26 protein-coding genes are annotated in these 26,515 nt (G+C 71.1%); 19 read left to right on the top strand and 7 right to left on the bottom strand.

All coding sequences use genetic code 11. The features are described from left to right. The first annotated feature begins 21 nt into the window (after positions 1-21). From cysQ to rsmA, 9 genes are all read left to right on the top strand, one after another. A complete protein-coding gene (gene cysQ, locus Q0C38_RS10745; RefSeq protein WP_291297085.1) occupies positions 22-807 on the top strand; it encodes a 3'(2'),5'-bisphosphate nucleotidase CysQ in 786 nt (261 codons plus the stop codon). Beyond that, positions 804-1,796, top strand: a complete 993-nt coding sequence (locus Q0C38_RS10740) for an L-threonylcarbamoyladenylate synthase (protein ID WP_291297084.1) — start codon at positions 804-806, stop codon at positions 1,794-1,796. Before cysQ ends, Q0C38_RS10740 begins: the two co-directional genes overlap by 4 nt. A gap of 103 nt (positions 1,797-1,899) precedes the next feature. Further along, complete coding sequence (locus Q0C38_RS10735) at positions 1,900-3,375, top strand: FAD-binding oxidoreductase (protein ID WP_291297083.1); 1,476 nt, start codon at positions 1,900-1,902, stop codon at positions 3,373-3,375. 13 nt (positions 3,376-3,388) lie between these two features. Then, a complete protein-coding gene (gene lptF, locus Q0C38_RS10730) occupies positions 3,389-4,540 on the top strand; it encodes an LPS export ABC transporter permease LptF (RefSeq protein ID WP_291297082.1) in 1,152 nt (383 codons plus the stop codon). Positions 4,541-4,563: 23 nt separating this feature from the next. Continuing rightward, entirely contained in the window at positions 4,564-5,673 is a 1,110-nt protein-coding gene (gene lptG, locus Q0C38_RS10725; protein WP_291297081.1) for an LPS export ABC transporter permease LptG, read from the top strand. Continuing rightward, positions 5,673-7,847, top strand: a complete 2,175-nt coding sequence (locus Q0C38_RS10720; RefSeq protein WP_291297080.1) for an LPS-assembly protein LptD — start codon at positions 5,673-5,675, stop codon at positions 7,845-7,847. Before lptG ends, Q0C38_RS10720 begins: the two co-directional genes overlap by 1 nt. Before the next feature lie 57 nt (positions 7,848-7,904). Next, positions 7,905-9,257: a peptidylprolyl isomerase gene (locus Q0C38_RS10715; protein ID WP_291297079.1), complete on the top strand. Its 1,353-nt coding sequence runs from the start codon at positions 7,905-7,907 to the stop codon at positions 9,255-9,257. After that, positions 9,257-10,270 carry a 4-hydroxythreonine-4-phosphate dehydrogenase PdxA gene (pdxA, locus tag Q0C38_RS10710; protein WP_291297078.1) on the top strand — a complete coding sequence of 338 codons (1,014 nt, stop codon included), beginning with the start codon at positions 9,257-9,259 and terminating at the stop codon, positions 10,268-10,270. The genes Q0C38_RS10715 and pdxA overlap by 1 nt, the downstream gene beginning before the upstream one ends. Beyond that, positions 10,267-11,130, top strand: a complete 864-nt coding sequence (rsmA, locus tag Q0C38_RS10705; protein ID WP_291297077.1) for a 16S rRNA (adenine(1518)-N(6)/adenine(1519)-N(6))-dimethyltransferase RsmA — start codon at positions 10,267-10,269, stop codon at positions 11,128-11,130. Before pdxA ends, rsmA begins: the two co-directional genes overlap by 4 nt. Here rsmA and gmk read toward each other — a convergent pair. Both gmk and Q0C38_RS10695 read right to left on the bottom strand, forming a co-directional pair. Further along, positions 11,071-11,715, bottom strand: coding sequence for a guanylate kinase (gene gmk / locus Q0C38_RS10700; protein ID WP_291297076.1), 645 nt, complete (start codon positions 11,713-11,715; stop codon positions 11,071-11,073). The two genes, rsmA and gmk, sit on opposite strands and share 60 nt — an antisense overlap. Then, on the bottom strand, positions 11,708-12,586 hold the full coding sequence (locus tag Q0C38_RS10695) for a YicC/YloC family endoribonuclease (RefSeq protein WP_291297075.1): 879 nt from the start codon (positions 12,584-12,586) through the stop codon (positions 11,708-11,710). Before Q0C38_RS10695 ends, gmk begins: the two co-directional genes overlap by 8 nt. A 117-nt stretch (positions 12,587-12,703) precedes the next feature. Here Q0C38_RS10695 and Q0C38_RS10690 point away from each other — a divergent pair, with 117 nt between their 5' ends. Beyond that, complete coding sequence (locus tag Q0C38_RS10690; protein WP_291297074.1) at positions 12,704-13,498, top strand: SDR family oxidoreductase; 795 nt, start codon at positions 12,704-12,706, stop codon at positions 13,496-13,498. Here Q0C38_RS10690 and mltG read toward each other — a convergent pair. The 5 genes from mltG to fabD all read right to left on the bottom strand — a co-directional run bounded on the left by mltG (position 13,495) and on the right by fabD (position 17,989). Further along, positions 13,495-14,532: an endolytic transglycosylase MltG gene (gene mltG / locus Q0C38_RS10685; RefSeq protein ID WP_291297073.1), complete on the bottom strand. Its 1,038-nt coding sequence runs from the start codon at positions 14,530-14,532 to the stop codon at positions 13,495-13,497. The genes Q0C38_RS10690 and mltG overlap by 4 nt on opposite strands. A 1-nt stretch (position 14,533) precedes the next feature. Then, complete coding sequence (gene fabF, locus Q0C38_RS10680) at positions 14,534-15,796, bottom strand: beta-ketoacyl-ACP synthase II (protein WP_291297072.1); 1,263 nt, start codon at positions 15,794-15,796, stop codon at positions 14,534-14,536. Between the two features lie 25 nt (positions 15,797-15,821). Continuing rightward, complete coding sequence (locus Q0C38_RS10675; RefSeq protein ID WP_291297071.1) at positions 15,822-16,070, bottom strand: acyl carrier protein; 249 nt, start codon at positions 16,068-16,070, stop codon at positions 15,822-15,824. Between the two features lie 213 nt (positions 16,071-16,283). After that, a complete protein-coding gene (fabG, locus tag Q0C38_RS10670) occupies positions 16,284-17,021 on the bottom strand; it encodes a 3-oxoacyl-[acyl-carrier-protein] reductase (protein WP_291297169.1) in 738 nt (245 codons plus the stop codon). A gap of 11 nt (positions 17,022-17,032) precedes the next feature. Beyond that, positions 17,033-17,989 carry an ACP S-malonyltransferase gene (gene fabD, locus Q0C38_RS10665; protein ID WP_291297070.1) on the bottom strand — a complete coding sequence of 319 codons (957 nt, stop codon included), beginning with the start codon at positions 17,987-17,989 and terminating at the stop codon, positions 17,033-17,035. A gap of 464 nt (positions 17,990-18,453) precedes the next feature. On the opposite strand from fabD, the gene rpsF reads away from it, so the two are divergent. From rpsF to Q0C38_RS10620, 9 genes are all read left to right on the top strand, one after another. Beyond that, entirely contained in the window at positions 18,454-19,026 is a 573-nt protein-coding gene (gene rpsF / locus Q0C38_RS10660) for a 30S ribosomal protein S6 (RefSeq protein ID WP_291297069.1), read from the top strand. Between the two features lie 5 nt (positions 19,027-19,031). After that, a complete protein-coding gene (rpsR, locus tag Q0C38_RS10655; protein WP_291297068.1) occupies positions 19,032-19,310 on the top strand; it encodes a 30S ribosomal protein S18 in 279 nt (92 codons plus the stop codon). Positions 19,311-19,379: 69 nt separating this feature from the next. Beyond that, positions 19,380-20,300, top strand: a complete 921-nt coding sequence (locus tag Q0C38_RS10650) for a DUF2232 domain-containing protein (protein ID WP_291297067.1) — start codon at positions 19,380-19,382, stop codon at positions 20,298-20,300. A 15-nt stretch (positions 20,301-20,315) separates the two neighbouring features. Next, entirely contained in the window at positions 20,316-20,897 is a 582-nt protein-coding gene (rplI, locus tag Q0C38_RS10645; RefSeq protein ID WP_291297066.1) for a 50S ribosomal protein L9, read from the top strand. Between the two features lie 96 nt (positions 20,898-20,993). Continuing rightward, positions 20,994-22,247, top strand: a complete 1,254-nt coding sequence (locus Q0C38_RS10640) for a cyclopropane-fatty-acyl-phospholipid synthase family protein (RefSeq protein WP_291297065.1) — start codon at positions 20,994-20,996, stop codon at positions 22,245-22,247. A 73-nt stretch (positions 22,248-22,320) separates the two neighbouring features. Next, positions 22,321-23,844, top strand: coding sequence for a replicative DNA helicase (locus Q0C38_RS10635; RefSeq protein WP_291297064.1), 1,524 nt, complete (start codon positions 22,321-22,323; stop codon positions 23,842-23,844). Continuing rightward, on the top strand, positions 23,831-24,949 hold the full coding sequence (gene alr, locus Q0C38_RS10630; RefSeq protein ID WP_291297063.1) for an alanine racemase: 1,119 nt from the start codon (positions 23,831-23,833) through the stop codon (positions 24,947-24,949). Before Q0C38_RS10635 ends, alr begins: the two co-directional genes overlap by 14 nt. After that, entirely contained in the window at positions 24,949-25,734 is a 786-nt protein-coding gene (locus Q0C38_RS10625) for an ABC transporter permease (protein WP_291297062.1), read from the top strand. Before alr ends, Q0C38_RS10625 begins: the two co-directional genes overlap by 1 nt. Beyond that, complete coding sequence (locus tag Q0C38_RS10620) at positions 25,731-26,513, top strand: ABC transporter ATP-binding protein (RefSeq protein ID WP_291297061.1); 783 nt, start codon at positions 25,731-25,733, stop codon at positions 26,511-26,513. The genes Q0C38_RS10625 and Q0C38_RS10620 overlap by 4 nt, the downstream gene beginning before the upstream one ends. The last annotated feature ends 2 nt before the right edge of the window (positions 26,514-26,515 follow it).

Below are 26,515 nucleotides of genomic sequence, written 5' to 3'. Positions count from 1 at the left end.
GCGGGGGGGTAGAGCACGAGGATGCACGCCGATCACGCTTCTCGCCTCGATGCCGCTGCCCTGCTCGATCTCGCAGCCGGCCTCGCGCGCGAGGCTGCCGCCGCGATCATGGCGATCCGCGCGCGCGGCTGCGCCGTCGAAACGAAACACGACGACTCGCCCGTGACGGAGGCCGACCGTGCCGCCGAGGCGCTGATCACCGCCGGCCTCAGGGCAGCGACCCCCGACATCCCCGTGGTGGCGGAGGAGGAGGTGGCGTCGGGGCGCATCTGCGCGCCATCGCCGCTGTTCTGGCTCGTCGATCCGCTCGACGGCACGCGCGAGTTCGCTGCCGGCAGGCCTGAGTTCACGGTGAATGTCGGCCTGGTGCGCGATGGTCGCGCGGTGCTCGGCGCCGTCGCGATCCCGGCGAGCGGCGAGCTGTTCGGCGGGGCGATCGGCCTCGGCGCGTGGAAGGAGGATGGCGCGGGACGGCGAGGCATCACCGCCCGCCGCGTGCCGGAGGATGGCGCCGTCGTGCTCGCCTCGCGCCACTATGCCGGTGACCCGCGAATCGCTGCTTTCCTCGGCGCGCATCGCATCGCGCGGCTCGCCAATCTCGGGTCAGCCGTGAAGTTCTGCCGCGTCGCCGAGGGGGCGGCCGATCTCTACCCCCGCTTCGGCACGACGATGGAGTGGGACACCGCCGCCCCGCAGGCCGTGGTGGAGGCAGCCGGCGGCAGCGTGAGGGACGATGCCGGCGCGCCGCTCAGCTATGGCAAGCCAGGCTGGGTGAACCCCGACTTCCTGTGCAGGGGCCGCGTGTGACCGAGCGTCTCGCCGCCGACGAGGCCGGCGTGGCGGCCGCCGCCGCCCTGCTTGCCGCAGGAAAGCTGGTCGCCTTCCCGACGGAAACTGTCTACGGCCTCGGTGCCGATGCGACGAACGAGGCAGCGGTCGCGGCGATCTTCGCAGCCAAGGGCAGGCCGCATTTCAACCCCCTGATCGTCCACACCACCGATGCCGCGGCGGCGTTCCGCCTCTGCCTGCCCGATGCGCGGGCCGAACGCCTCGCCGCGGCGCTGTGGCCAGGGCCGCTCACCCTCGTTCTGCCATGCCGGCCGCACTGCCCGATCGCGCTGCTCGCCCGCGCCGGGCTCGACACGCTGGCGCTGCGCGTGCCGGCCCACCCCGTCGCGCGGGCGCTGATCGGCGCTGCGGGCGTGCCGATCGCAGCGCCCTCGGCCAACCGCAGCGGCGAGGTGAGCCCGACGACGGCCGCGCATGTCGCCGACGGCCTCGCGGGCCGGATCGACGCGATCCTCGATGCCGGGCCGGCCGAGGTCGGCGTCGAATCGAGCGTGCTTGACCTCACGGGCCGCGTGCCGGTGCTGCTGCGGCCGGGAGGGGCGACGGTCGAGGCGATCGAGGCGATCCTTGGCCCCATCGCTCAGCCGATGGACCAGGCGACGGCGGAGGGCGCGCGCACGCTGCGCTCGCCCGGGCTCCTGCTGTCGCACTACGCCCCCGTGCTGCCCGTGCGCCTCGATGCGACCGAGGCGGGGGAGGATGAGGCGCTTCTTGCCTTCGGCCCCGCGACCGCGACCGCGGCAGCACCGCCCGCACCGCTCACGTTCAACCTGTCCGAGGCGGGCGATCTCGCGGAGGCTGCCGCGCGCCTGTTCGCGGGCCTGCGCTTCCTCGACGCCGAGGGCCGTGCGCGGGGGCTCTCGCGGATCGCGGCGATGGCGGTTCCCGCGCGCGGCCTTGGTTTGGCCATCAATGATAGGTTGAAACGCGCGGCCGCGCCGCGCTGAGGGACCGGTTGAAGCGGGCGTCGGCGCCCCGCTGAACGCTGTCCAGCGGTTGACCCGCCCCGGCCAAGGGGGCAAGCCTCGCTTCGCCGAGGAGAGCGACACGATGCCAGACACCATGTCGGACACCACGATCCAGGCTTCCGCCACCGCGCAGCATGGATTCACGCCCGCGCTTGCCGAACGGCTCCGCGCCGTGCTCGGCGACAAGGGCATGATCACCGACCCGGCCGAGATGGGTGGCTACCTGATGGAGTGGCGCGGGCTCTGGACCGGCCGCTCGCCCGCCATCCTCCGCCCCGCCACCACGGCCGAATGCGCCGAAGCCGTGCGCCTCTGCGCCGAGGCGGGCGTGCGCATGGTGCCGCAGGCGGGCAACACCTCGATGGTCGGCGCCTCGGTACCGCACGAGACCGGTGACGAGGTCGTGATCTCGGTCTCGCGCATGAACCGCATCATCGAGGTCGACCCGGCCGACATGACGATGACGGTCGAGGCGGGCGCGGTACTCGCCGCCGTGCAGAAGGCGGCGGCGGATGTCGAGTGCCTGTTCCCGCTCTCGCTCGGTGCGGAGGGCACGGCGCAGATCGGCGGCAATCTCGGCACCAACGCTGGCGGCAACACCACGCTCCGCTACGGCAATGCACGCGACATGGTGCTCGGTCTCGAAGTGGTGCTGCCCGATGGCCAGGTGCTCGACATGCTGCGGCGGCTGCGCAAGGACAACACCGGCTATTGCCTGCGCCACCTGTTCATCGGCGCCGAAGGCACGCTCGGCATCATCACCAAGGCCGTGCTGAAACTGTACCCGCGCCAGCGCGACACGCAGGTCGCCTTTGTCGCGGTCGAGAGCGTCGATGCGGCACTCGCGCTGCTGAACCGGTTCCAGCGGCATGACGGCGCCTCGCTCACCGCCTTCGAGTACATGATGCGCTTCGGGCTCGAGCTCGTGTACCGCCACATCCCCGGCAGCGCCGCCCCGCTGGCCGACCCGCACGAGCATTACTGCCTGATCGAACTGTCCTCGCCGCGGCCCGACGCCTCGTTGCGACAAGGCATCGAGGCGGTTCTCGAGGCGGCGATGGCGGATGGCCTCGTGCGCGATGCCGTGATCGCCGAAAGCGATGCGCAGCGTGCCGCGCTGTGGCGCCTGCGCGAGGAGCATTCCGAGGCGCAGAAGCGCGAGGGGGCCTCGATCAAGAACGACGTGTCGGTGCCCGTCAGCCGCGTGCCGGCGCTGATCGCCGATGCCTCCGCCGCGTGCCGCGCGCTGATTCCGGGCATCCGCGTCTGCGCCTTCGGCCATGTCGGGGACGGCAACATCCACTTCAACCTCTCGGTGCCGGAGGGCGCCGATGGCGCGGCCTTCCTGAAGCGGTGGGACGAGGTGGCGGCGGCGGTGAACGGCGTGGTGCGCAGCTTGGGCGGCAGCTTCAGCGCCGAGCATGGCGTCGGCCGCCTCAAGGCCAGGACGCTCGCCGCCTGGCGGGAGGGGCCGGAGCTTGACCTGATGCGCGCGATCAAGCGGACGATCGATCCCGGGAACCTGATGAACCCGGGCAAGGTCGTGACGCTGCCGTGATGCGCACGAGCGGATGAGCCGCCTCTTCCTCTACGTGCTGCGGCAGCTGGCACTTGCGCTGCTGGCCGTCACGGCCGGGCTCGCGATGCTGATCTGGCTCACCCAGTCGCTCCGCTTCATCGAGCTCGTGTTGAACCGCGGCCTGTCGCTGCTGGTGTTCTTCGAGCTGACGCTGTTCATGCTGCCGAACTTCGTCGCGATCATCCTGCCGATCGCGACCTTCATCGTCATCCTCGCCGTCTACTCGCGCCTTGAGAGCGACCGCGAGATCGTGGTGATGCGCGCTGCCGGCATGAGCCAGATCGCTCTCGCCAAGCCCGCGCTCGCACTTGCCGGCGCCGCCGCGCTGGTTGGCTGGACGATGAACCTCTGGGTGGTGCCCGAGAGCTACCGCGCGTTCCGCGAATACCAGTTCGAGATCCGCAACCGCATGGCCGCGGTGCTGATCCAGGAGGGCGTGTTCAACACGCTCGGCGATGGCCTCACGGTGTATGTGCGCACCCGCGACAAGGCAGGCACGTTCCACGGCATCATGGTGCATGACGCGCGCGATGCCGGAGCGCCGGCGACCATCCTGGCGGAGCGGGGCCGCCTCGTGCTGGCCGGCGACCTGCCGCAGGTGACGCTCGAGAACGGCACGCGCCAGGAGCTTGACGAGCGCACGGGCCGGCTCCGCATCCTCACCTTCGCCGAGAACACGCTGACCCTCGCCGCACCGGCGGAGCGTGACGAGGTGCGCTATCGCGATGCACGCGAGCGCGGCGTGTTCGAACTGCTGAGCCCCGACCCGGCGGAGCGGGTGAGCGACCGTGACAGGGCGCGCTTCACCGTCGAGGGGCACCAGCGCCTGTCGGGGCCGCTGTTCACGCTCTCGCTCGCCGCCGTCGGGCTCGTGATCCTGCTTGGTGGCGGGTTCAGCCGTCAGGGCAGGACCGGGCGGGTGCTCGCTGCCGTCGCGGTCGGTGCTGCCCTCGTTGCACTCGGCCTTGCCATCGGCAGCATGGCGGCGAGCAGACTTTCGCTGCTGCCGCTGATCTGGGCGCACGCGATCCTGCCGGGCATCGCGGCGACCGCGCTGCTGCTGCGCCCACCTTCGCATCGCGCACCTGGTGCTGCCGCGATCGATGGCGGGCCGGTGCAGGGCGGCGCGACGGCGGGGGCCTGAGCGGCGATGGTGGCCTGAGCACGATGCGCATCACCCGCGTTCTCTCGGCCTATGTCGGGCGCATCTTCTTCACCTCGGCGCTGGCCGTGCTCGGCGGGCTGCTGGCGATCGTCGCGCTGTTCGACGTGATCGAACTGATGCGCCGCGCGTCGGGCCGTGCCGAGGTCGGGTTCGGCGACCTGGCCGGCATCACGCTGCTGAAGATGCCGTTCCTCGCGATCGAGATCCTGCCCTTCGCCATCCTGCTCGGCGGGCTGCTCGCCTTCTGGCGGCTGACGCGGAGCTCCGAGCTGATCGTCGCGCGCGCGGCCGGCGTGTCGGCGTGGCAGTTCCTCGCCGTGCCGGTGCTGCTCGGCGTCGGGCTCGGCCTGTTCGCGACAATGGCGCTCTCGCCCGTCTCGGCGATCATGCTGGCGCGCGCCGAGCGGCTCGACACCGCATTGCTGCGCGGCGGGGCGGGGGCGTTCGGGCTTGCCGGCGGCGGGCTCTGGGTGCGCCAGCCCGATGCGGAGGTTCAGGGCGGCTGGGTGATCCTCCGCGGCGGGCGGGTCGAGCTTGCGGGGGGAGAGCTTCGCCTCTCCTCCGTGTCGGTATTCCGGCTCTCCGGCGATGACAGGTTCCAGGGCCGGATCGAGGCCGAGCGGGCGACGCTGGAGCCGGGGCGGTGGATGCTGCGCAACGCCTCCTCCGTCGCGGTCGAGCGGCCGCGCGAGCCGATCGCCGATCTCGCGATCCCGACCGACCTGACGGTCGCGCGGCTGCAGGAAAGTCTCGCCCCGCCCGATACGCTGAGCTTCTGGGCGCTGCCGCGGTTCATTGCCGTCCTGGAACAGGCCGGCTTCTCCTCGCTCAAGCACCGATTGCGGTTCCAGGCACTGCTCGCGCTGCCGCTGCTGGCCGGCGTGATGGTGCTGGTCGCGGCAGGGTTCTCGATGCGGCCCTCGCGCCGCGGCGGCGTCGGGCTGACCATTGCCGCGGGGGTCGCGGCCGGCGTGGCGCTGTTCATCCTGACCAAGGTCGTCGGCGAATTCGGCGGGTCGGGCGCCATCCCGGTCACGCTCGCGGCCTGGACGCCGGCGGGTGTCGGCCTCGCATTGGCGGTCGCGATGCTGCTGCATCTCGAGGACGGTTGATGCGCCGCAGTGCCTTGCTGGCCGGAACAGCGCTCCTGCTCGCCGCCGCTGCCACCGCCGTCGCCCAGCAGGCGCAGCAGCAGCCCCAGCAGCAGCGTCCAGAGTCGCGGCCAGAGGCGCGCCAGCCCGTGACCTTCACGGCAGGCGAGCTTCAGTACGACGAGCGGACGAATACCGTGATCGCGTCGGGCGGTGTCGAGGCCTGGCAGGGCGGACGCGTGCTGCGGGCGCGCGAGATCCGCTTCGACCGCACGAACAACCGCGTCTATGCCAAGGGCGACGTCGCGATCCTCGAGGCGGACGGCCGCGTGCTTTTCGCCGAGGAGGCGGAGCTGACGGACGACCTGCGCGAGGGCGTCGCGCGCGACATCCGCGCCCTGCTCGCCGAGGGCGGGCGCTTCGCCGCCAGCGGCGCGCGCCGCAGCGACGGCCGCTTCACCGACATGCGCCGTGGCGTCTACTCGACCTGCGAAGCCTGCCCGACCGACCCCCAGCGACCGCCGCTCTGGCAGATCAGGGCCGATCGCGTGGTGCACGACGAGCAGGAGAAGACGATCGAGTACTATGACGCGACGATGCAGATCGCCGGCGTGCCGGTCGCCTACGTGCCCTATTTCTCGCACGCAGACCCGTCGGTGAAGCGCCAGTCGGGCTTCCTGTTCCCCGATTTCGGCAGCTCCTCCTACCTCGGCACGTTCTTCCGCCAGCCCTACTACTGGGTGATCGACGGGCAGTCGGACGCGACCTTCGCGCCGATGGTCACGACCGACCAGAACGCCATCCTGTTCGGCGAGTATCGCCGCCGCTTCAACAGCGGCTTCTTCACCGTCCGCGGCAGCGGCACGGTCGACCGCGAGAGCGAGGCGCGCGGGCACATCTTCTCGACCGGCCGGTTCTCGATCAACGAGACCTGGCGGGCGGGGTGGAACGCGCAGCGGTCGTCCGACGAGACCTATCTTCGCCGCTACCGCGTGGCGAATGCCGACAGTTCCGCCGCACTCGTCACCCAGCCCTTCGCCGAGGCGTTCGGCAGGACCTTCTACGGCCGCGTCGACAGCCTCTTCTTCCAGGGCCTGCGCGCGAATGACGAAAGCCGCTTCATCCCGACCGTCCTGCCGCGCGGCTATGTCGAGTACATGCCGGGGCGTGACCGCCTCGGCGGGCAACTCCGCACCGATCTCGGCGCCTTCGCCACCACCCGCCGCAGCGGCACCGATACCCGCCGGCTTGCCTCGCGCGCCACCTGGTCGCTGCCGATGACGGGTGCGATCGGTGACATCTGGACCGTTGAGGGCAATCTCGACCTCGTCGGCTACAATGTCGGCGGTGATACCGCGGCGACGCCGACGCCGGGCGGCACCGAGGGCACGAAGGGCCGCGCCCATCCGCAGGCGGCGTTGACCTGGCGCTGGCCGCTGATCCGTACCGGCTGGGGCGGGGCGCAGCTGATCGAGCCGATCGTCCAGACCGTGGTGGGGCCCAACACCGGGCAGGACCCGGCCTTTCCGAACGAGGACAGCGTCGATCTCGAGTTCAGCGCCGATAACCTGTTCGGCTTCAACCGCTTCCCCGGCCGCGACAGGCTCGATGGCGGCACGCGCGTGAATGTCGGGGTGCGGGGCGCCTACTACATCGGCGGGGCGAGCATCGACGGCCTGTTCGGCCAGGCCTTCCGCGGCAGGGCGGATGACCTGTTCCCGGCCGGCTCGGGCCTCGAGGACAAGCAGTCCGACTATGTCGCGCGGCTCTCGGTCTCGCCGATCGAGTACGTGACGCTGAGCTACCGTACCCGGCTCGACCGCGAGAGCTTCACCACAAGGGTGGCGGATGTGTCGGCCACCTTCTCGTACGCCGGGCGCAACCTCACGGTCTCCTACCTCGAGAGCCCGGCCCAGCCCGATGCGCTGCAGCCGGATACCCGCCGCGAGATCGCAGCCTCGATCGGCGGCCGGCTCATCGGCAACTGGTCGGGCCGCATCGGGGCGCGCCGAGACCTGCTGCAGGAGCAGATGGTGTCGAGCTTCGGCGGCCTGACCTACGAGGACGAATGCTTCGCCTTCCAGGCTGTCTACCAGCGGCGCTTCTCCTCGACCGAACAGGCTGATCGCGGCACCGACATCATCTTCCGCCTGGTGTTCAAGACGGTTGGGGATTTCGGCTTCTCGGCCTTCTGATCCCCCCCTTGGCCGAGGGGCATTGCGGGGCGTGGCGCCCAGGGCTAGGGAATACCGATGAGGCTGACGCTCGCTCCAGGCCTTCTGGCCGTCCTTCTCGCCGCCCCGGTTGCAACCCCGGTTGCAGCTTGGCCCTGGCCGGCTGCGCAGGCGGTGCTGCCGCAGGCCACGCCCGCGCCGGCCGCCCCCATGGTGCAGATGGCCCAGGCGCCAGGGGCCGGCATCGTCGCGATCGTCAACGGCGAGGTCATCACGCTGTTCGACCTCGAATCGCGCCGCCGCCTGTTCGCCATCACGGCCGGCCTGCCGCTGTCGCCGGCCGTGCTCGACCGCATCACTCCGCAGGTCAGGCGCCTGCTCATCGACGAGAAGCTGCGCCAGCAGGAGGCGCTGCGCCGCCGCGTCGGCGTGACCGACCGGGAGATCGCCGACGCGGTGGCACGGCTGGAGGCGCAGAACGGCATGTCGGCGGGAGGCTTGCGCGCAAGCCTCGCGCGCCAGGGCATCGACATCCGCGCGCTCTATTCCCAGATCCGCGCCCAGCTCGGCTGGGCCAAGCTCGTCCGCGCCCAGCTCGGCCAGCAGGCGCAGATCACCGAGGACGAGGTGCGCGAGCGGATGCGCGCCTCCGAGGCCGCGACCGGCCAGCCCGAGTTCCTCGTCGGCGAGGTGTTCATCGCGATCGACGATGCGAGCCAGGAAGCCGAGGCGCAGCGCACCGCCTCGAGCCTGATCGACCAGCTTCGCGCCGGCGCCCCGTTCCCCGCCGTCGCTGCCCAGTTCAGCCAGGCGCAGAGCGGCGAGGAGGGCGGCGACCTCGGCTGGGTCAGGCTCGGCCAGCTCGAGCCCGAGGTCGAGGCGGTGGTGACGCAGATGCCACCCGGTGCGGTCTCGAACCCGATCCGCACCGCGGGCGGGCTCACGATCGTCACGCTGCGGCAGCGGCGCGAGGTCGGCCGCGACATGGCGACGCTGCTTTCGATCCGCCAGGTGTTCCTGCCCTTCGACCAGCCGCTGAACCCCCAGGCGCCGACGCAGCAGCAGATCGTGCAGCTGCAGAACGCCCAGCGCATCGGCGAGACGGTGAAGTCCTGCTCGGCCATGGAGGAGGCGGCCCGCCAGCTCCGCTCCTCCCGCCCCGCAGACCCTGGCCAGGAGCTCCGGCTCGAGCAGCAGCAGGGGCCGATCCGCGCCATCCTGGACGAGCTTCGCCCCGGCGTGCCGACACGGCCGCTGATCGCGCCCGATGGCATCGCCGTGCTCATCCTGTGCAGCAGGCGGACGGAGAACCTCGCGGTGCTGAACCCCCAGGCCATCGCTGCCGGCATCCAGCGCGAGCGGGCCGACCTGCTGTCGCGACAGATGATGCGTGACCTGCGCCGGCGCGCCGACATCGACGTCCGCTCCTGATGGTCGGCCAGATCCTGGCTCCGCTCGCGGTCACGATGGGGGACCCGGCCGGCATTGGCCCGGAGGTCACCCTCGCCGCGTGGGAGTCGCTCCGCATGGCGCATCCCTTCGCCGTGCTCGGCGACCCTGACCATTTCGCGGCACTCGCCGCCACGCTTGGCCGTGCCGTTCCCGTGCGCTCCGTCGAGACGTTGGCCGAGGCCGCCGCCGTGTTCTCCCGCGCCCTGCCGGTACTGCCGGAACGGCTCGCCGCGCCCGTGATGCCGGGGCGGGCCGATGCGCGGCATGCGCCCGCCATCGTCGCCTCGGTCGAGCGTGCGGTCGCGCTGGCCCGCAGCGGTGCGGCGGCGGCGGTGGTGACGAACCCGCTCGCCAAGACGACCCTGCTCGATGCCGGGATCGGCCATACCGGGCACACGATGTGGCTGAAGGACCTGGCCGGCGGCGGCACGCCCGTGATGATGCTGGCAGGGCCGATGCTCCGCGTCGTGCCGGTGACGGTGCATATCCCGCTCGCCGACGTGCCGCGCGCGCTCACGACAGAGGCGATCGTCGAGGCAGGGCGCATCACGGCCGGGGCGCTCGCGGCGGATTTCGGGCTTGCCGCGCCCAGGCTCGCCATCGCCGGCCTCAACCCGCATGCGGGCGAAAGCGGCACGGTCGGGCGCGAGGAGATCGACATCATCGCCCCTGCCGTCGCGCAGCTTCGGGCCGACGGCATCGCCGCCACCGGCCCGCACCCGGGCGACAGCCTGTTCCATGCCGCCGCGCGCGCGACCTATGACGCAGCCCTCTGCATGTATCACGACCAGGCCCTCATCCCGATCAAGGCGCTCGACTTCGCCAATGCGGTGAACGTCACGCTCGGCCTCTCGATCGTGCGCACCTCGCCCGACCACGGCACCGCCTATGGCATCGCCGGCACCGGACGGGCCGACCCGACGAGCCTGATCGCGGCGCTGGTGATGGCGGCCGAGATCGCCGGGCGGCGGGGATCACGCGTGGCGGCGTGAGCCCTTCGCTGGCGCCGCTGCGCGCGGTGATCGCGGCAGCCGGGCTCGATGCGCGGAAGTCGCTCGGCCAGCATTTCCTGCTCGACATGAACCTCACCGCGCGCATCGCGCGCGAGGCGGGCGAACTTGCCGGTCGGCACGTGATCGAGATCGGCCCAGGCCCCGGCGGGCTCACCCGCGCCCTGCTCGCCACCGACGCGGCCGACGTGACGGCGATCGAGCTCGACTCACGCGCCGTCGCGGCGCTGGCGCCGCTGGCTGAGGCCTATCCCGGCCGATTGCGCGTGATCGCGGCGGATGCGATGGGGGCCGACCTTGCCGCGCTGGTGCCGGCTCCGCGCGTGATCGTGGCCAACCTTCCCTACAATGTCGGCACGGCACTGCTCGTCCGCTGGCTCGGCGAGGCGGCATCGTTCGAGAGCATGACGCTGATGTTCCAGCAGGAGGTGGCCGAGCGCATCGTCGCGGCCCCGGGAACCGAGGCCTATGGCCGCCTCGCCGTGCTCGCCGCCGCCGTGGCCGAGGCGCGCATCGTGATGCGCATTCCCCCCGCCGCCTTCACGCCGCCGCCCAAGGTGTGGTCGGCCGTCATCAGGATCGTGCCGCGAACGGAACAGCTTCCGCCATCCCGCCTGCGCGCGCTCAGCCGCGTCACGGCGGCGGCGTTCGGGCAGCGGCGGAAGATGCTGAGGAGTTCGCTGAAATCGCTCGGGCAATCCGATGCGCTGCTCGAAGCGGCAGGGATCGACGGCACGCGGCGGGCGGAGACGCTGAACCTCGGGGAGTTCCTGCGGCTCGCCTCAGCCGCCGAGCAGCGCCGCGACGAAGGGGGCGAGGCCGGTCCGTCGCGACCGGCGTAGCCGTTCCGCAGCCAGAATGGCGCGGGCGGCCGCGACCGTCGCGTCGAAGTCGCTGTTCACGAGCACGTAGTCATACTCGTTCCAGTGCGTGATCTCCGACGCCGCCTGCGCCATCCGGCGCGCGACCACGGCGGCATCGTCCTGCGCGCGGGCGGCCAGCCTCCGCGCGAGCTCGTCCATTCCCGGCGGCAGCAGGTAGATCGACACGACATCGCCGGGCAGGGCGGCGCGCAATTGCTGCGTGCCCTGCCAGTCGATGTCGAACAGCATGTCGTGGCCACGGTCGAGCGCCTGGGCGACGGGGGCGCGCGGCGTGCCGTAGCGGTGCGCGTACACCTGCGCATGCTCGACCATCGCGTTGGCCTCGATCGCGCGCAGGAAGGTCGGCTCGTCGACGAAATGATAATCGACGCCATCGGCCTCGCCAGGCCGCGCGGCGCGGGTGGTGAGCGACACGGAAAGATGCAGGTTCGTGTCGGCCTCACGCAGCGCGCGGCCGACCGAGGTCTTGCCCCCGCCCGACGGCGAGGACAGGACGAGGAGAAGCCCGCGCCGCGCGATCGTTTCGGTGGCGGCCTCACTCAAGGTTCTGCACCTGCTCGCGGAACTGCTCGATCGCCGCCTTCAGCGCGAGCCCCGTTGCCGTCAGCGTGCGGCTCGCCGCCTTGCTGCACAGCGTATTGGCCTCGCGGTTGAACTCCTGCGTCAGGAAGTCGAGCCGCCGCCCGACCAGCGTTCCCTCGGCCAGCAGCGCGCGCGCCGCGGCGATGTGCGCATGCAGCCTGTCGAGCTCCTCCCGCACATCGGCGCGGGAGGCGAGCAGGGCCGCTTCCGCCGCGATCCTTTCCTCCGTCAGCGCGGGCGTCTGGTCCGCCAGCGCGCGCAGCGATGCAGCGAGGCGGTCCCGCACGGCGGCCGGCTGCGTCGCGGCATCGGCCTCGGCGGCGGCGACGAGCGTGTCGATCTCGTCGAGCTTGGCCGCGAGCACCGCGCCGATGCGCGCCCCCTCGTCACGGCGCGAGGCATCGAGGGCGGCGAGCGCACGGCCGAAGCTTGCCGTGACGGCGGCGGCGCGGGCGGCGAGCAGCGCCTCGTCAGGCTCCTCCTCGGCGGCTTGCAGCATGACGCCGGGGAGCGCGAGCAGCGCCGTGGCGGGTGGTGATGGCGCGCCTGGCAGAAGCGCCTGCACCTCGGCGACGAGCGCGATCGCGGCATCGAGTGCGGCGCGGTCAAGGCTCGGGCGGTTGGCGGCCTGGTCGTTGCGGACGGCGAGGCCCGCGCTGACGCTGCCGCGCTTGAGCGCCTTCTGCGCCGCGTCGCGAAGCCCGGCCTCGATGCCGTCCCAGCCGGGCGGCATCCGGAAGCGCACGTCGAGGCCGCGGCCGTTGACGCTCTTCACCTCCCAGACCCAGGCGATGCCGCTGCCCTCGCCGCGGTCGCGGGCGAAGCCGGTCATGGACGCGAGCTCGCGGGAGAGGGGGCTGGGGGTTGGGGGAACGGACGACGGTGAGGGCATTGGCGCGCGTTATAGACCCCACCGCGTCTCCTCGAAAGCCGGGTATCCTCGAAATCCATGGTCGATTCGTCCCCTTCCCGCGTGCTCATCACCGGGGCCTCATCCGGCCTCGGGGCTGCCTTCGCGCTCGCCTGCGCGCGGCCCGGCGTGACGCTGTTCCTCGGCGGGCGCGATGCAGCGCGCCTCGGCCTCGTCGCCGATGCGGTGCGCGAGCGTGGGGCGGAGGCCGCGATCGCGGTGATCGATGTGTGCGACGCCGCGGCGATGGAGGGCTGGATCGCCGGTGCCGCGCCGCTCGACCTCGTTCTCGCCAATGCCGGCATCTCGGCCGGCACCGGGGCCGGGGTGGCGGAGAGTGCCGCGCAGGCGCGCGCGATCCTGGCGACCAATGTCGATGGCGTGTTGAACACGGCCTTGCCCGCTGCGGCGGCGATGAGGGGGCAGGCGGCGGGCCCGGGCGGGGTGCGCGGGCGGATCGGCGTCGTCGCCTCGATCGCGGCCTTCGTGCCGGCGCCGGGCGCGCCGGCCTATTGCGCGGCCAAGGCGGCGGTCGATGCCTGGGCGGTCGCCACCGCGCCGGTGTGGCGGGGCGAGGGCATCGTTCTGACCTCGATCTGCCCCGGCTACGTGCGCACGCCGATGACGGCCTCGAACGCCTTCCCGATGCCAGGGCTGATGGACGCCGACCGTGCGGCGGCGATCATGCTGCGGGGGATGCTGGCCGGCCGCCAGCGCGTGGCCTTTCCGTGGTGGATGGCCGCCGCCGCGCGCCTCGTCGGGCTTCTGCCAGCGCCCTGGGCGACGGGGTTGCTCGGCACGCAGAAGGGGAAGGCGCCGGCTGACCGACCCTAATTCGAGCGCAATCCCCGCTCGCGCTCGATCTGCCGCCAGCGGGCGACGGCGCGGTTGTGTTCCTCGAGCGTGCGGGAAAAGACATGCCCGCCGGTTCCGTCGGCGACGAAGTACAGCGCGTCGGTTCGCTCGGGTCGCACGGCGGCCATCAGGCTCGCCCGGCCTGGCGAGGCGATCGGCTGCGGCGGCAGGCCGCGGTTGCGGTAGGTGTTCATCGGGTGGTCGCGGTCTAGGTCGGCACGGCTGATCGGGCGGTCGAGGAACCCCGCCCCACCTGAGGCCGCATAGATCACCGTCGGGTCCGATTGCAGCGGCATGTTGCGGCGGAGGCGGTTGGCGAACACGCCCGCCACCCTGCCGCGCTCCTCCGCCACCGCCGTTTCCTTCTCGATGATGCTGGCGAGGATCAGCGCCTCGCGGGCCGAGGTGATCGGCAGGTCCGCGGCGCGGGCGGCCCAGGCCTCGGCGAGCGCACGGTCCATCGCCTCGTCCATGCGGCGGACCAGCGAGGCGCGCGTGTCGCCCCAGGAATAGGCCCAGGTCTCGGGCAGGAGCGAGCCTTCGGCCGGCGCGGTGTCGATGCCGCCCGTGAGCCCCTCGGCCGCCTCTATCAGGGCGAGCGTCTGTGCGACGGTGAGCCCCTCGGGGATGGTCAGCCGCCGCTGCACCGTGCGGCCCGTGCGCAGGATTCCGATCGCCTGGCGGATGGAGGTGCCGGCGGGGAAGGCGAACTCGCCTGCCCTGAGCGCCGGGCCCGTGCGGTCGAGCGCGAGGCCCAGCAGGAACAGGCGCTGGTCGCTGATCACGCCTTCCGCTTCGAGGCGTTCGGCGATCGTGCCGCTGGCGGCGCCGCGCGGGATCACGACGGCCTTCTCGGCGGCGAGCGGCCCGCCTGCGTCGATCTGCCCGACCGCCCAGCTCCAGGCGAGCCATGCGCCGCCGCCGATGGCGACCAGCAGCACGGCGAGCACGGCAAGGGCACGGAGGCCCCGACGCCGCGGCCGAGCGGCCGGGGCTTCGGCGCCAGCCTCCATCTCAATTCAACTTGCGGAACAGGATCGAGGCGTTGGTGCCGCCGAAGCCGAAGCTGTTCGACAGCGCGATGTCGATCGTCCGCTCCTGTGCGGTATGCGCGACGCGGTCGATCACGCTCTCGGTCGAGGGCGTGTCGAGGTTCAGCGTCGGCGGGGCGACGTTGTCGCGCACCGCGAGGATGGAGAACACCGCCTCGATCGCTCCCGCGGCCCCAAGCAGGTGGCCGGTGGCGGACTTGGTGGAGGACATCGCGATACCGCGCGCGGCATCGCCGAACAGCCGCTCGACCGCCTGGAGCTCCAGGTCGTCGCCGAGCGGGGTCGAGGTGCCGTGGGCGTTGATGTAGGCGATCTGCTCCGTCGTCACGCCGCCGTTCTTCATCGCAGCCTTCATGGCGCGGAAGGCACCGTCATGGCCCTCCGCCGGCGCGGTGATGTGGTAGGCGTCGCCCGACAGCCCGTAGCCGGAGAACTCGGCGTAGATTTTCGCGCCACGCTTCTTCGCGTGCTCATACTCCTCGAGCACGACAACGCCCGCACCCTCGCCCATGACGAAGCCGTCGCGGTCCTTGTCCCAGGGCCGCGAGGCCCTGGTCGGCGTGTCGTTGAATCCGGTCGAGAGAGCGCGGGAGGCGCAGAACCCGGCCATGCCGAGCTCGCACACAGCCGCCTCGGAGCCGCCGGCGACCATCACGTCGGCATCGCCCATGATGATCAGCCGCGCGGCATCGCCGATCGCGTGCACGCCCGTCGCGCAGGCGGTGACGACGGCGTGGTTCGGCCCCTTGAAGCCGTGCCTGATCGAGACGTGGCCGGAGGCGAGGTTGATCAGCGCCGAGGGGATGAAGAACGGCGACAGGCGCCGCGTCTTGCCCTCGATGATCATCTGCGACGCCTCGAAAATCGTCTGCAGGCCCCCGATGCCCGACCCGATCATCACCCCGGTCGACCACGCATCCTCGTCGGTCTCGGCCTTCCAGCCCGAATCGGCCACCGCCTCGTCCGCCGCGACGAGCGCGAGCTGGATGAAGCGGTCCATCTTCCGCTGGTCCTTGGGCGGGATCCACTCGTTGAGGTCGAGCTTCCCGTCGGCCTTGGTGCCGGTGGGAACCTGGCCGGCGATCTTGGCCGGCAAATCCTTCACGTCGAATGACTGGATCGCGCCGATGCCGCTGTCGCCGGCAAGCAGGCGCTTCCAGACATGTTCGACCCCGATGCCGAGGGGGGTGGCCACCCCCATCCCGGTGACGACGACGCGGCGCATGCGCGGGTGACCCGGCGTTGTCGCGTCAGGCCGTCTCCTGCTTCTGGATATAGTCGATCGCGTCCTTCACGGTCGTGATCTTCTCGGCGGCGTCATCGGGGATCTCGATGCCGAACTTCTCCTCGAAGGCCATGACGAGCTCGACCGTGTCGAGGCTGTCGGCGCCGAGGTCATCGATGAAGGACGCGGTCTCGGTGACCTTGGCCTCCTCGACGCCGAGATGCTCGACGACGATTTCCTTCACCTGCTTCGTGATGTCGGCGGTATCGGTCATGGCGTGGTCTCCTGCGGTCGGATCGGTTGTTCGGGCTTGGCGTGAGCTTGGGAGCGTGCGACCCGTCCGGAGGAACGGGGCGCGCGATGCGGCGCCGCGATCACGTCCCCCCAGGCAGGATTCCGGGCGCCATAACATGTGGGAACGGGCTTGGAAAGCCGCCGGTTCCGGCGAAGGTTCCCGCGGGGCCGCGGGGGGCGATGCCAGGAGCGATCATAGCATCGCCATCCCGCCATTGACGTGCATCACGCTGCCGGTGATCCAGCCCGCCTCGTCGGAGGCGAGGTAGACGGTCGCTGCCGCGATGTCGGCCGGCGTGCCGAGTCGGCCGAGCGGAATGCGCGTGGACAGGGCCGTCTTCTGCTCGTCGGTCAGCGCATCGGTCATCGGTGTTGCGATGAAGCCGGGGGCGATGCAGTTCACCGTCACCCCGCGGGCGGCGACCTCGGCGGCGAGCGCCTTCGACATGCCGATGAGCCCGGCCTTGGCGGCGGCGTAGTTCGCCTGGCCCGGGTTGCCGGTGACGCCCACGATCGAGGAGATCGAGACGATCCGCCCAGCCCGGCGGCGCAGCATGCCCTTCAGCGCCGCGCGCGAGAGCCGGAACGCGGCGGTCAGGTCGACGTCGAGAACCGCCTGCCAGTCCTCGTCCTTCATGCGCAGCGCGAGCCCGTCGCGCGTGAAGCCGGCGTTGTTGACGAGGATGGCAAGGCCGCCCATCGCGGAATCCGCGGCCGCGACCAGCGCATCGGGGGCGGCGGGGTCGGCGAGGTTGGCGGGCAGCACATGCGCACGCTCGCCAAGCTCCGCCGCCAGGGCGGCGAGCGCTGGCTCGCGCGTGCCGGAGAGGCCGACGATGGCCCCCTGCGCATGCAGCGCGCGCGCGATCGCGGAGCCGATCCCGCCTGATGCACCGGTCACCAGCGCTGCCTTGCCGTCGAGCCTGAACATCGCGTTCACCCTCAGATCGCCTTCAGGAAGGCCTCGATCTCCTCGGGCGTGCCGAGCGAGGTCGCTGCCATGTCCTTGTCGATACGCTTCACGAGGCCGGCGAGCACCTTGCCCGTGCCGAGCTCGACGATGCTGTCCACGCCCATCGCCCGCATCGCCACGACACTTTCCCGCCACCGCACCACAGCCGTCACCTGGCGGACGAGGAGGGCGCGGATCTCGTCAGGGCCGGTCGCCTTGGCGGCGGTGACGTTGGCGATGACCGGCACGATGGGAGACCGAAGCTCGGCCCTGGCGAGCGCATCGGCCATCGCGTCGGCGGCCGGCGCCATCAGCGCGCAGTGGAACGGGGCGGAGACGGGAAGCTTGATCGCCCGTTTGATGCCCTGGGCGGGGGCGAGTGCGATGGCACGGTCGATCGCGGCCGTCGCCCCGCTGATCACCACCTGGCCGCCGCCATTGTCGTTGGCGGGCTCGATCACCTCGCGCCCCTCGGGCCCCTCGGCGGCTTCGGCGCAGAGGTCCTCCGCCTGGTCGAGCTCGGCGCCGAGCAGGGCGGCCATGGCCCCTTCGCCGGGCGGCACGGCCTTCTGCATCGCCTGGCCGCGGAGCCTGAGCAGCCGCGCGCAGGTGGCGAGGTCGAAGGCGCCGGCGGCGGCCAGCGCGCTGTATTCGCCTAGCGAGTGGCCGGCAACGAGGATCGCGGCGTCAGGCAGCGCGAGACCACCCTCGCGGGCCAGCACGCGCAGCGTGGCGATGGAGTGCGCCATCAGCGCCGGCTGGGCGTTCTCGGTCAGCGTCAGCGTCTCCGGGGAACCCTCGAACATCAGGGCGGAGAGCTTCTGCTTCAGCGCCTCGTCGACCTCGCCGAACACCTCGCGGGCGACGGGGAAGGCGTCGGCGAGAGCGCGGCCCATTCCGACGGCCTGGCTGCCCTGGCCGGGGAACACGAAGGCGCGCACGGGCATCGGGGTGTCTCTTCCGGTTCTCGTTGAAGGCGTGGGGATTGCAGGCGTGTGACGGCCGGGCCGGCGTGGTAGGCGTGCGCTGGCCCGATTGTCAAGGAAGCTCGCGGTGGCGCGCTCGGCGTGCGCGAGCGTCGATCCTCCTTCTCCCCCCGACTGCGGGGGGAGAGGGGTTGGGTGAGGGGAGCATGGTGCGACGGACACCTCACAGGCCGGACGCCCGTATCGCTGCCCCCCGCCCTCAGCCCGGCCCTTTCCCGCCCATGCGGGAGAGGGAGATCAGGGCGAGGCCCTTGGATGGCAGGCCCATGCGCGGGGGAGGATTGCGGCCGCCGTTGTTGCATCCGCCGCCCTCTTCTGTATAACCCCGCCGTTCCCTGCCGGCCGCGAGGCGCGTGGCCGGCTATGCCTGTTTGTGCCGGGATCGTCCCGCCACGCCGGGCTGAGAGAAGCCGGAGGGGCAATACATGCCATTGTACGAGTGCGTGGTCATCGCGCGCAGCGATGTCACGACGCAGCAGGTCGATGCGCTCGGCGAACAGATCGCCGCCACCGTTGCCGAGCTTGGCGGCGCGGTTAAGAAGAACGAGTACTGGGGGCTCCGCTCCCTCGCCTACCGGATCAAGAAGAACCGGAAGGGCCACTACGTTCTCCTCAACATCGAGGCGCCGCCGCCCGCCATCACCGAGATGGAGCGCCTGCTCCGCCTGAACGAGGATGTTCTTCGCTTCCTGACCGTCGCGGTCGAGGAACTGGAGGAGGGTCCGTCCGCGATCCTCACCAACAAGGGCCGTGATGACCGCGAGAGCCGCGGGCCTGGCGGTGGCGGTGGCCGGTTCGGTGGTGACCGTGGCCCGCGCCCGCCGCGCAGCGGCTTCGGCGACCGTGGTGACCGCGGCGGCTTCGGTGGCGACCGCGGTGGCTTCGGTGGTGACCGCGGCGGCTTCGGCGGCGATCGGGGCGGCTTCGGCGGGGACCGGCCAGACCGGGGTGCTGACCGGGGTGCTGACCGGGCACCGCGTGGCGAGATGGGGGGCTGACACCGATGGAAGACAACGCAGACATCGTTCCGGCGAGCCGCCGCACAGCGGTTGGCGCGCGCCGGCCGTTCTACCGGCGCCGCAAGTCCTGCCCGTTCAGCGGGCCAAGCGCGCCCAAGATCGACTACAAGGACGTGCGCCTGCTCTCGCGCTACATCAGCGAGCGCGGCAAGATCGTGCCGAGCCGCATCACGGCCGTGTCGGGCAAGAAGCAGCGTGCGCTCGCTGTCGCGATCAAGCGTGCGCGGTTCCTTGGCCTCCTGCCCTACGTCATCCGGACCTGAGGGGAATGGCCCGGCGCGCGCGCCGGGCCGGATCCGGAATGTGGAACGGCAGTGGGCATGAACACGCGCATGACGGCGTCGCTGGCAGGGGGGATCATCTCCGCCCTGTTCGCGCTGGCGGCCGTGCGCGGCCTGCCGTTCGGCGGGGTGCTGTTCTGGCTGGCGCCTTTGCCACTCTACGCGGTGGCCTTCGGCTGGGGTGCGGCGGCAGCGGGAGCGGCCTGCGGCGTCGGTGCGCTGGTGACGATCGTCTCCGGCGGGCCAGCCGCGACGGGGGCCTTCGTGCTGCTGTTCGGCCTGCCGGCCGTGCTGTTCTCGGGATTGGCGATGCGCGGCGCGGCCACACCGTCGCTCGGGGTGCCCTTCGCGCTGCTGGCGTTGTGGCCTGCGGCGATGCTGCTCGCGGCGGAGTTCGCGCTGGCCGATCAGCCCGGCGGGCTTTCGGGTGCGCTGACGCGGGTGGTCGAGGAAGCGCTCGCGCGGATGGGTGCGACACCCGAGATCGGCACGGCGGAGCTTGTCGCGACGGTGGTGCGGATCAAGCCGCTCGCCTTCGCCATCTGGTTCGCGATCGTGACGGTCGCCAACGCCTCGGCCGCGCAGACCTTCATGCTCCGGCGCGGGCTGCTGGCCGTGCCGCCGGTGCGCTGGTCGGTGGCGACGCTGCCGCTCTGGTACGCGCCGGTCGCGGTGGTGCCGGCGCTGCTGGCCGGCTTCGCGGGTGGGGAGGCGGGCTTCGTCGCCTCCTCTCTCGCGATGATGCTCGCCGTGCCACTGGTGTTGCAGGGACTTGCGGTCGTGCATGTCGTCACGGTGGGGCAGAAGGCGCGGTCGCTCCTGCTCGGGCTTGCCTATGTGGGGCTTGCCATCTTCCTGCTGCCCGTCGGGCTCGCGCTCGCGGGGCTTGGGCTGGCCGAGTTCGTACTGAACCTGCGGCGCCGCGCGCTCACGCGTGGGCCGCGACCGGGGCAATCGCCCCCTGAGGATTGAGGTCGGAGAACCACGATGGACGTGATCCTGCTGCAGCGTGTCGAGAAGCTCGGCCAGATGGGCGAGGTGGTGAAGGTGAAGCCGGGCTATGCCCGCAACTTCCTCCTGCCGCAGATGAAGGCCATCCGCGCCACCAAGGAGAACCGCTCGCGGTTCGAGGAAAGCCGCGTGCAGCTCGAGGCGCAGAACCTCAAGCGCCGCGAGGAAGCCGAGCGCGTGGCAGAGCGCGTCGCGGGCCTCTCGGTGGTGATGATCCGCCAGGCGGGCGAGGGCGGGCAGCTCTACGGCAGCGTCAGCGCCCGTGACATCGCCGAGGCGACGACCGCGGCAGGCCTCAGCGTGACGCGGCAGCAGGTCATCCTCGATCTGCCGATCAAGATGCTCGGCCTCTCCGGCGTGAAGGTGGTGCTGCACCCGGAGGTGGTGATCGCCGTGACGGTGAACGTCGCGCGCAGCCCCGAGGAAGCCGAGAAGCAGGCGCGCGGCGAGCGCGTCACGGGCGCGGCCGACGAGGAGGAGGAGGCGCCCGCCCTCGAGATGTTCGAGGAAGGCGCCGAAGGCACCCCCGCCGGCACGGGTGACCAGCCCGAGGTCTGACCTGATCGTTCTGCTTGGCGTCACACCGCGGCGCTGATTATCCTCCCCCGATGACGCTGCGCGGCGAGCGAACACCGCGCGGGATCGGGGGAGCGAGTGGTGAGGCTGCTCGACCGCATCTTTGCCCGCATCGTCGCTGCGGGAACGCTCGAGGTCACGTGGCCCGATGGCCGCGAGAGCCGCTATGGCGGTGCCGCTTCCGGGCCGCACGCCGCCATCCGGATCCGTGATGACGCCACCGCGCGCCGCGTCGCGCTGAACCCCTCCCTCGCGTTCGGCGAGGCCTGGATGGATGGCGGCATCGACACGATCGGCGGCACGACGCTGTTCGACCTGCTCGACCTCCTGATGCAGAACCTCGCCGCGGGCAACGTCCACCCCCTGATGCGCGTGGCGGAACAGGCGTCGACCTGGTTCCGGCGCCTGCAGCAGCGCAACCCCGCGCAGCGCGCGAAGGCCAACGTCGCGCACCACTACGACCTTTCGGGGAGGCTCTACAGCCTCTTCCTCGACCGGGACCGGCAGTACTCCTGCGCGTACTTCCCGACCGGGCAGGAGACGCTCGATGAGGCGCAGGTGGCCAAGAAGCGCCACATCGCGGCCAAGCTCCGGCTCGACCGGCCCGGGCTGCGCGTGCTCGACATCGGCTCGGGCTGGGGCGGACTCGCACTCACGCTGGCGGAGGAATTTGGCGCCGATGTCACCGGCGTCACGCTGTCGGAGGAACAGCACCGCGAGAGCAACGCGCGCGCCGCCGCGGCCGGGCTTGACGGGCGCGTGCGCTTCCTGCTCCGCGATTATCGATCCATCACCGAGACGTTCGACCGTATCGTTTCCGTCGGCATGTTCGAGCATGTCGGCATCGTGCAGTACGACACGTTCTTCGCAACGATCTCGCGCACGCTCGCGGACGATGGCGTGGCGCTGGTGCACGCCATCGGCCGGCCGGACGGCCCCGGCATCACCAATGCGTGGCTCAGGAAGTACATCTTTCCCGGCGGCTACTCGCCGGCACTGTCGGAGGTTCTGCCCGGCATCGAGCGGTCGGGCCTGCTTGTGACCGACATCGAGGTCCTCAGGCTGCACTACGCCCTGACGATCAGGCACTGGCGCGAGCGTTTCGCGCGCAACCGCGATGCCGTGGCCGCTCTCTACGACGAGAAATTCTGCCGCATGTGGGAGTTCTATCTCGTCGCCTGCGAGCTCGCCTTCCGCCGCCAGGGTCACATGGTGTGGCAGGCGCAGCTCGCGCACCGGCCCGATGCCGTGCCGTTGACGCGCGACTACATCGCCGAGGCAGAGCATGCGACGCGGGCGTTCACGGCATCCCCGACTTCCACAGGGGTGTGAGTAACTTTCCCGGCCTGCGTCTGCTACGGTCTCCCCAAGCATCGGGACAAGGCTTCGGGAGATCATCGACCTCATGGCATTGAGCGCCGAGACACGGACACGCCCGCGCGCCGACGATGCGCTGCTCGGGCTGGGCTTGCGCGCGCCGCCGGCGAACCTGGAGGCGGAGCAGGCGCTGCTCGGCGCGCTGCTCGCCAACAACAAGGCGTATGAGCGCGTCTCGGAATTCCTCGCCGCCGAACACTTCGCCGATCCGGTCCACGGGCGCATCTATGCCGCGGTCGCGCGGCGGATCGAGCGTGGCCAGCTAGCCAATGCCGTGACGCTGAAGGCTGATCTCGAAGCGGCCGATGCGCTCGAGGAGGTCGGCGGCACCGCCTATCTCGCGCAGCTCGTCTCGGCGATGATCGGCATCGTCAACGCGGCCGAGTACGGCCGCGTGGTGCATGATTGCTGGCTGCGTCGCCAGCTCGTCGATATCGGCGAGGAGGTGGTGAACCGCGCCTTCGGCGATGCCGAGGGGCTCGACGCGCCAGGCCAGGTGGAAGCCGCGGAACAGTCGCTGTTCGAGCTTGCCGCAAAGGGCCCGTCCGAAGGCGGCTTCGTCACCTTCGAGAAGGCGCTCGCGCAGGCGATCGAGGTGGCCGAACGCGCCTACCAGTCGGGCGGCGGCGTGTCCGGCCTCGAGACCGGGTTGAAGGCGGTCGACAAGCGGCTGGGCGGGCTGCACCCGTCGGACCTGCTCATCCTCGCCGGCCGCCCCGGCATGGGAAAATCCGCGCTCGCGACCTGCCTTGCCTTCGGTGCCGCCAAGGCGCTCGCCGAGGCGCAGCGCGCGGCGGGTGCATCGAAGCCTGCCGGCACGGTGGCTCTGTTCTCGCTCGAAATGTCGTCGGAACAGTTGGCGACGCGCCTTCTCGCCGAACAGTCGCGCATCTCGGGTGACCGCATCCGCCGCGGTGTGCTGGATGAGCGTGACTTCCAGCGCTTCGTCGAGGTGAGCCGCGCCCTCGCGAGCTACCCGATCTACATCGACGACACGCCCGCGCTGACGATCAGCGGGCTGCGCACGCGCTGCCGGCGGCTGAAGCGCACGCACGGCCTCTCGCTCATCATCATCGACTATCTGCAGCTTCTCCGCCCCGCGGCGGGAACGCGCCCGGAGAACCGGGTGCTCGAGATCAGCCAGATCACGCAGAGCCTGAAGGCGATCGCGAAGGAGCTCGCGGTTCCCGTCCTCGCCCTGTCCCAGTTGTCGCGTGCCGTCGAGGGGCGCGAGGACAAGCGGCCCCTGCTGTCGGACCTGCGCGAGTCGGGCACGATCGAGCAGGACGCCGACGTGGTGATGTTCCTCTACCGTGACGAATACTACCTCTCGCAGCGCCAGCCGAAGCAGATGGCCTTCGACAGCGAGGACAAGTACCAGACCGCGCTCGACAAGTGGCAGCGCGAGATGGAGAAGGTGCACAACATCGCCGAGCTCATCATCGCCAAGCAGCGCCACGGGCCAACCGGCAAGGAAGACCTGTTCTTCGAGGGCGAGTTCACCCGCTTCGCCGACCTCGACCGCGAACACGGCGCGCATGACGCGGACTGAAGCGTCGCGACATGGTGCGGCCACGCTGACCATCGACCTCGACGCGATCGCCGCCAACTGGCACGACCTTCGCGCGCGCCATCCGTCAGGCCCCGTCGCTGCCGTCCTGAAGGCCGATGCCTACGGGCTTGGCGCCGCCGCCGTCGCGCCGCGGCTCGTGGCGGAGGGCTGCCGGCATGTGTTCGTCGCGCACCTGTCGGAGGCGCTGGCGCTGCGCCCGCTGCTGCCCGATGACGTGATGATTGCCGAGCTGAACGGCGTGACCGGGGGGAGCGAGGGCGAGTTCATCCGCGCGCGGATCGTTCCGGTGCTGAATGATCTCGGCCAGCTCGCGCGCTGGCGGGACGCGGCGCGCGCGGCCGGCGGGCGGCTGCCCGCGCTGCTGCACATCGACACGGGGATGAGCCGCCTCGGCCTCTCCCCGGCCGAGGTGACGCAGCTTGCCAACGACCGCGCGCTGCTCGACGGCATCGACCTCCGCTACGTGATGACGCATTTCGTCTCCTCGGAAGTGGCCGACGATCCGCTGAATGCCGGGCAGGTTGCCCGCTTCGCCGCCGCGCGCGCGATGTTGCCGGAGGTGCCGGCGAGCCTCGCCAACAGCTCAGGCATCTTCCTGGGCGCGCTGGGCGCGTCCGATCTCGCCCGGCCGGGGGCAGCGCTCTACGGCCTCAACCCGACACCTGGGGCGCCGAACCCGCTGCGCTGCACGGTCGCGCTCGATGCCCCCGTCCTGCAGGTGCGCGAGATCGGGGCGGGGGAGAGCGTGGGCTACAACGCCACCTGGCGGGCTGCGCGGCCGAGCCTGATTGCAACGGTTGCGGCGGGCTATGCCGATGGCTACCTTCGCGCGCTCTCTGGCCGCGGGGTCGCGTATGCCCGCGGCCGCCCTGTTCCCATGGCGGGCCGCGTCTCGATGGATCTGCTGACATTCGATGTGACCGACCACCCCGACCTCGCGCCGGGCCGGACGCTCCGCCTGCTCGGGCCGGAACTGCCGCCCGATGCCGTGGCCGAGCTCGCCGGCACGAACGGGTATGAGGTGCTGACCTCGCTCGGCGCCCGCTATGGCCGCGCCTACGGTCCGGTCCGGCCGCTGGCGTGATGGGCGCTGTCCTCGGTTTCATTGGCAGCATCGGTGCCGGCCTGTTCTCCGTGCTCGCCACGGCGGGGCAGGTCGTGCTGTTCGCCGTCTCGGCCCTCGGCCATTGCGTGCGCCCGCCCTTCTATCCGCGCCTGCTCGGGCGGCAGATGCTCGAGATCGGGTATTTCTCGCTGCCGGTGGTGGCGCTGACCGCGATCTTCTCCGGCATGGTGCTGGCGCTGCAATCCTACACCGGCTTCGCGCGGTTCTCGGCCGAAGGGGCGGTGGCGACCGTCGTCGTCCTCTCGATCACGCGTGAGCTTGGCCCCGTCCTCGCCGGGCTGATGGTGGCGGGCCGCATCGGGGCTGCGATCGCGGCCGAGATCGGCACGATGCGCGTGACCGACCAGATCGACGCGCTGACGACGCTGTCCACCAACCCGATGAAGTACCTCGTGGTGCCGCGCCTGGTCGCCGCCACGCTGGTGCTGCCGATGCTCGTGGTGGTGGCCGACATCCTGGGCGTGATGGGCGGCTTCATCGTCGGCGTGTTCAAGCTCGACTTCAACGCTGGCGCCTACATGACGCGCACGTGGGAATTCCTGAAGTTCGAGGACGTGTTCTCGGGCCTCGTCAAGGCAGCCGTGTTCGGCTTCGTGATCGCGCTGATGGGCTGCTTCCAGGGCTATCACAGCAAGGGCGGGGCGCAGGGCGTGGGGGCCGCGACGACCAACGCGGTGGTGTCGGCCTCCATCCTCATCCTGGTGTTCAACTACGTGATCACCGAGCTGTTCTTCGCGCGATGACGAGCGTGGAACCCCCGCCGAAGATCCGCATCCGCGGCCTCTCCAAGGCCTTCGGGCCGAAGGTCGTGCTGGACAAGCTGGACCTTGATGTTCCGGCGGGAAGCTCGATCGTCGTGATCGGCGGATCTGGCTCGGGCAAGAGCGTCCTGATCAAGTGCATCCTCGGCCTGATCACGCCCGATGCCGGAACGATCGAGATCGACGGGCGCGACGTTCTGTCGATGGGCCGGGCGGAGCGTGACGCGGTGAACGGCCACATCGGCATGCTGTTCCAGGGGGCTGCGCTGTTCGACAGCCTGCCGGTCTGGGAGAACGTGTGCTTCGGGCTGATCGCCAAGCGCCGCATCAGCCGCCGCGAGGCCAAGCCGCGCGCGGTCGAGATCCTCGCCCAGGTGGGCCTCGGCGCCGATGTGGCCGAGCTTTCGCCGTCGGAGCTGTCGGGCGGCATGCAGAAGCGCGTCGCGCTTGCGCGCGCCATCGCGGCACAGCCCGACATCGTGTTCTTCGATGAGCCGACGACGGGGCTCGACCCCATCATGGGTGCGATCATCGACGACCTCATCGTCGCCCAGGTGAAGCGCCTTGGCGCCACCGCGTTCTCGATCACCCACGACATGGCGTCCGCCCAGCGCATCGCCGACACGGTGGCGATGATCCACAAGGGATCGATCGTGTGGAAGGGCCCGGCGGCCGCGATCCGCGACAGCGGCAACCCCTATGTCGACCAGTTCGTGACGGGCAGCACCGAGGGCCCGATCAGGATGGAGGTGCGGCGCTGATC

Source organism: Elioraea sp., from assembly GCF_022842375.1.
In the GTDB taxonomy this organism is placed as follows: domain Bacteria; phylum Pseudomonadota; class Alphaproteobacteria; order Acetobacterales; family Acetobacteraceae; genus Elioraea_A.
Note: the sequence above shows the minus strand (reverse complement) of the source record. Positions and strands in the feature narration are given on the sequence as shown.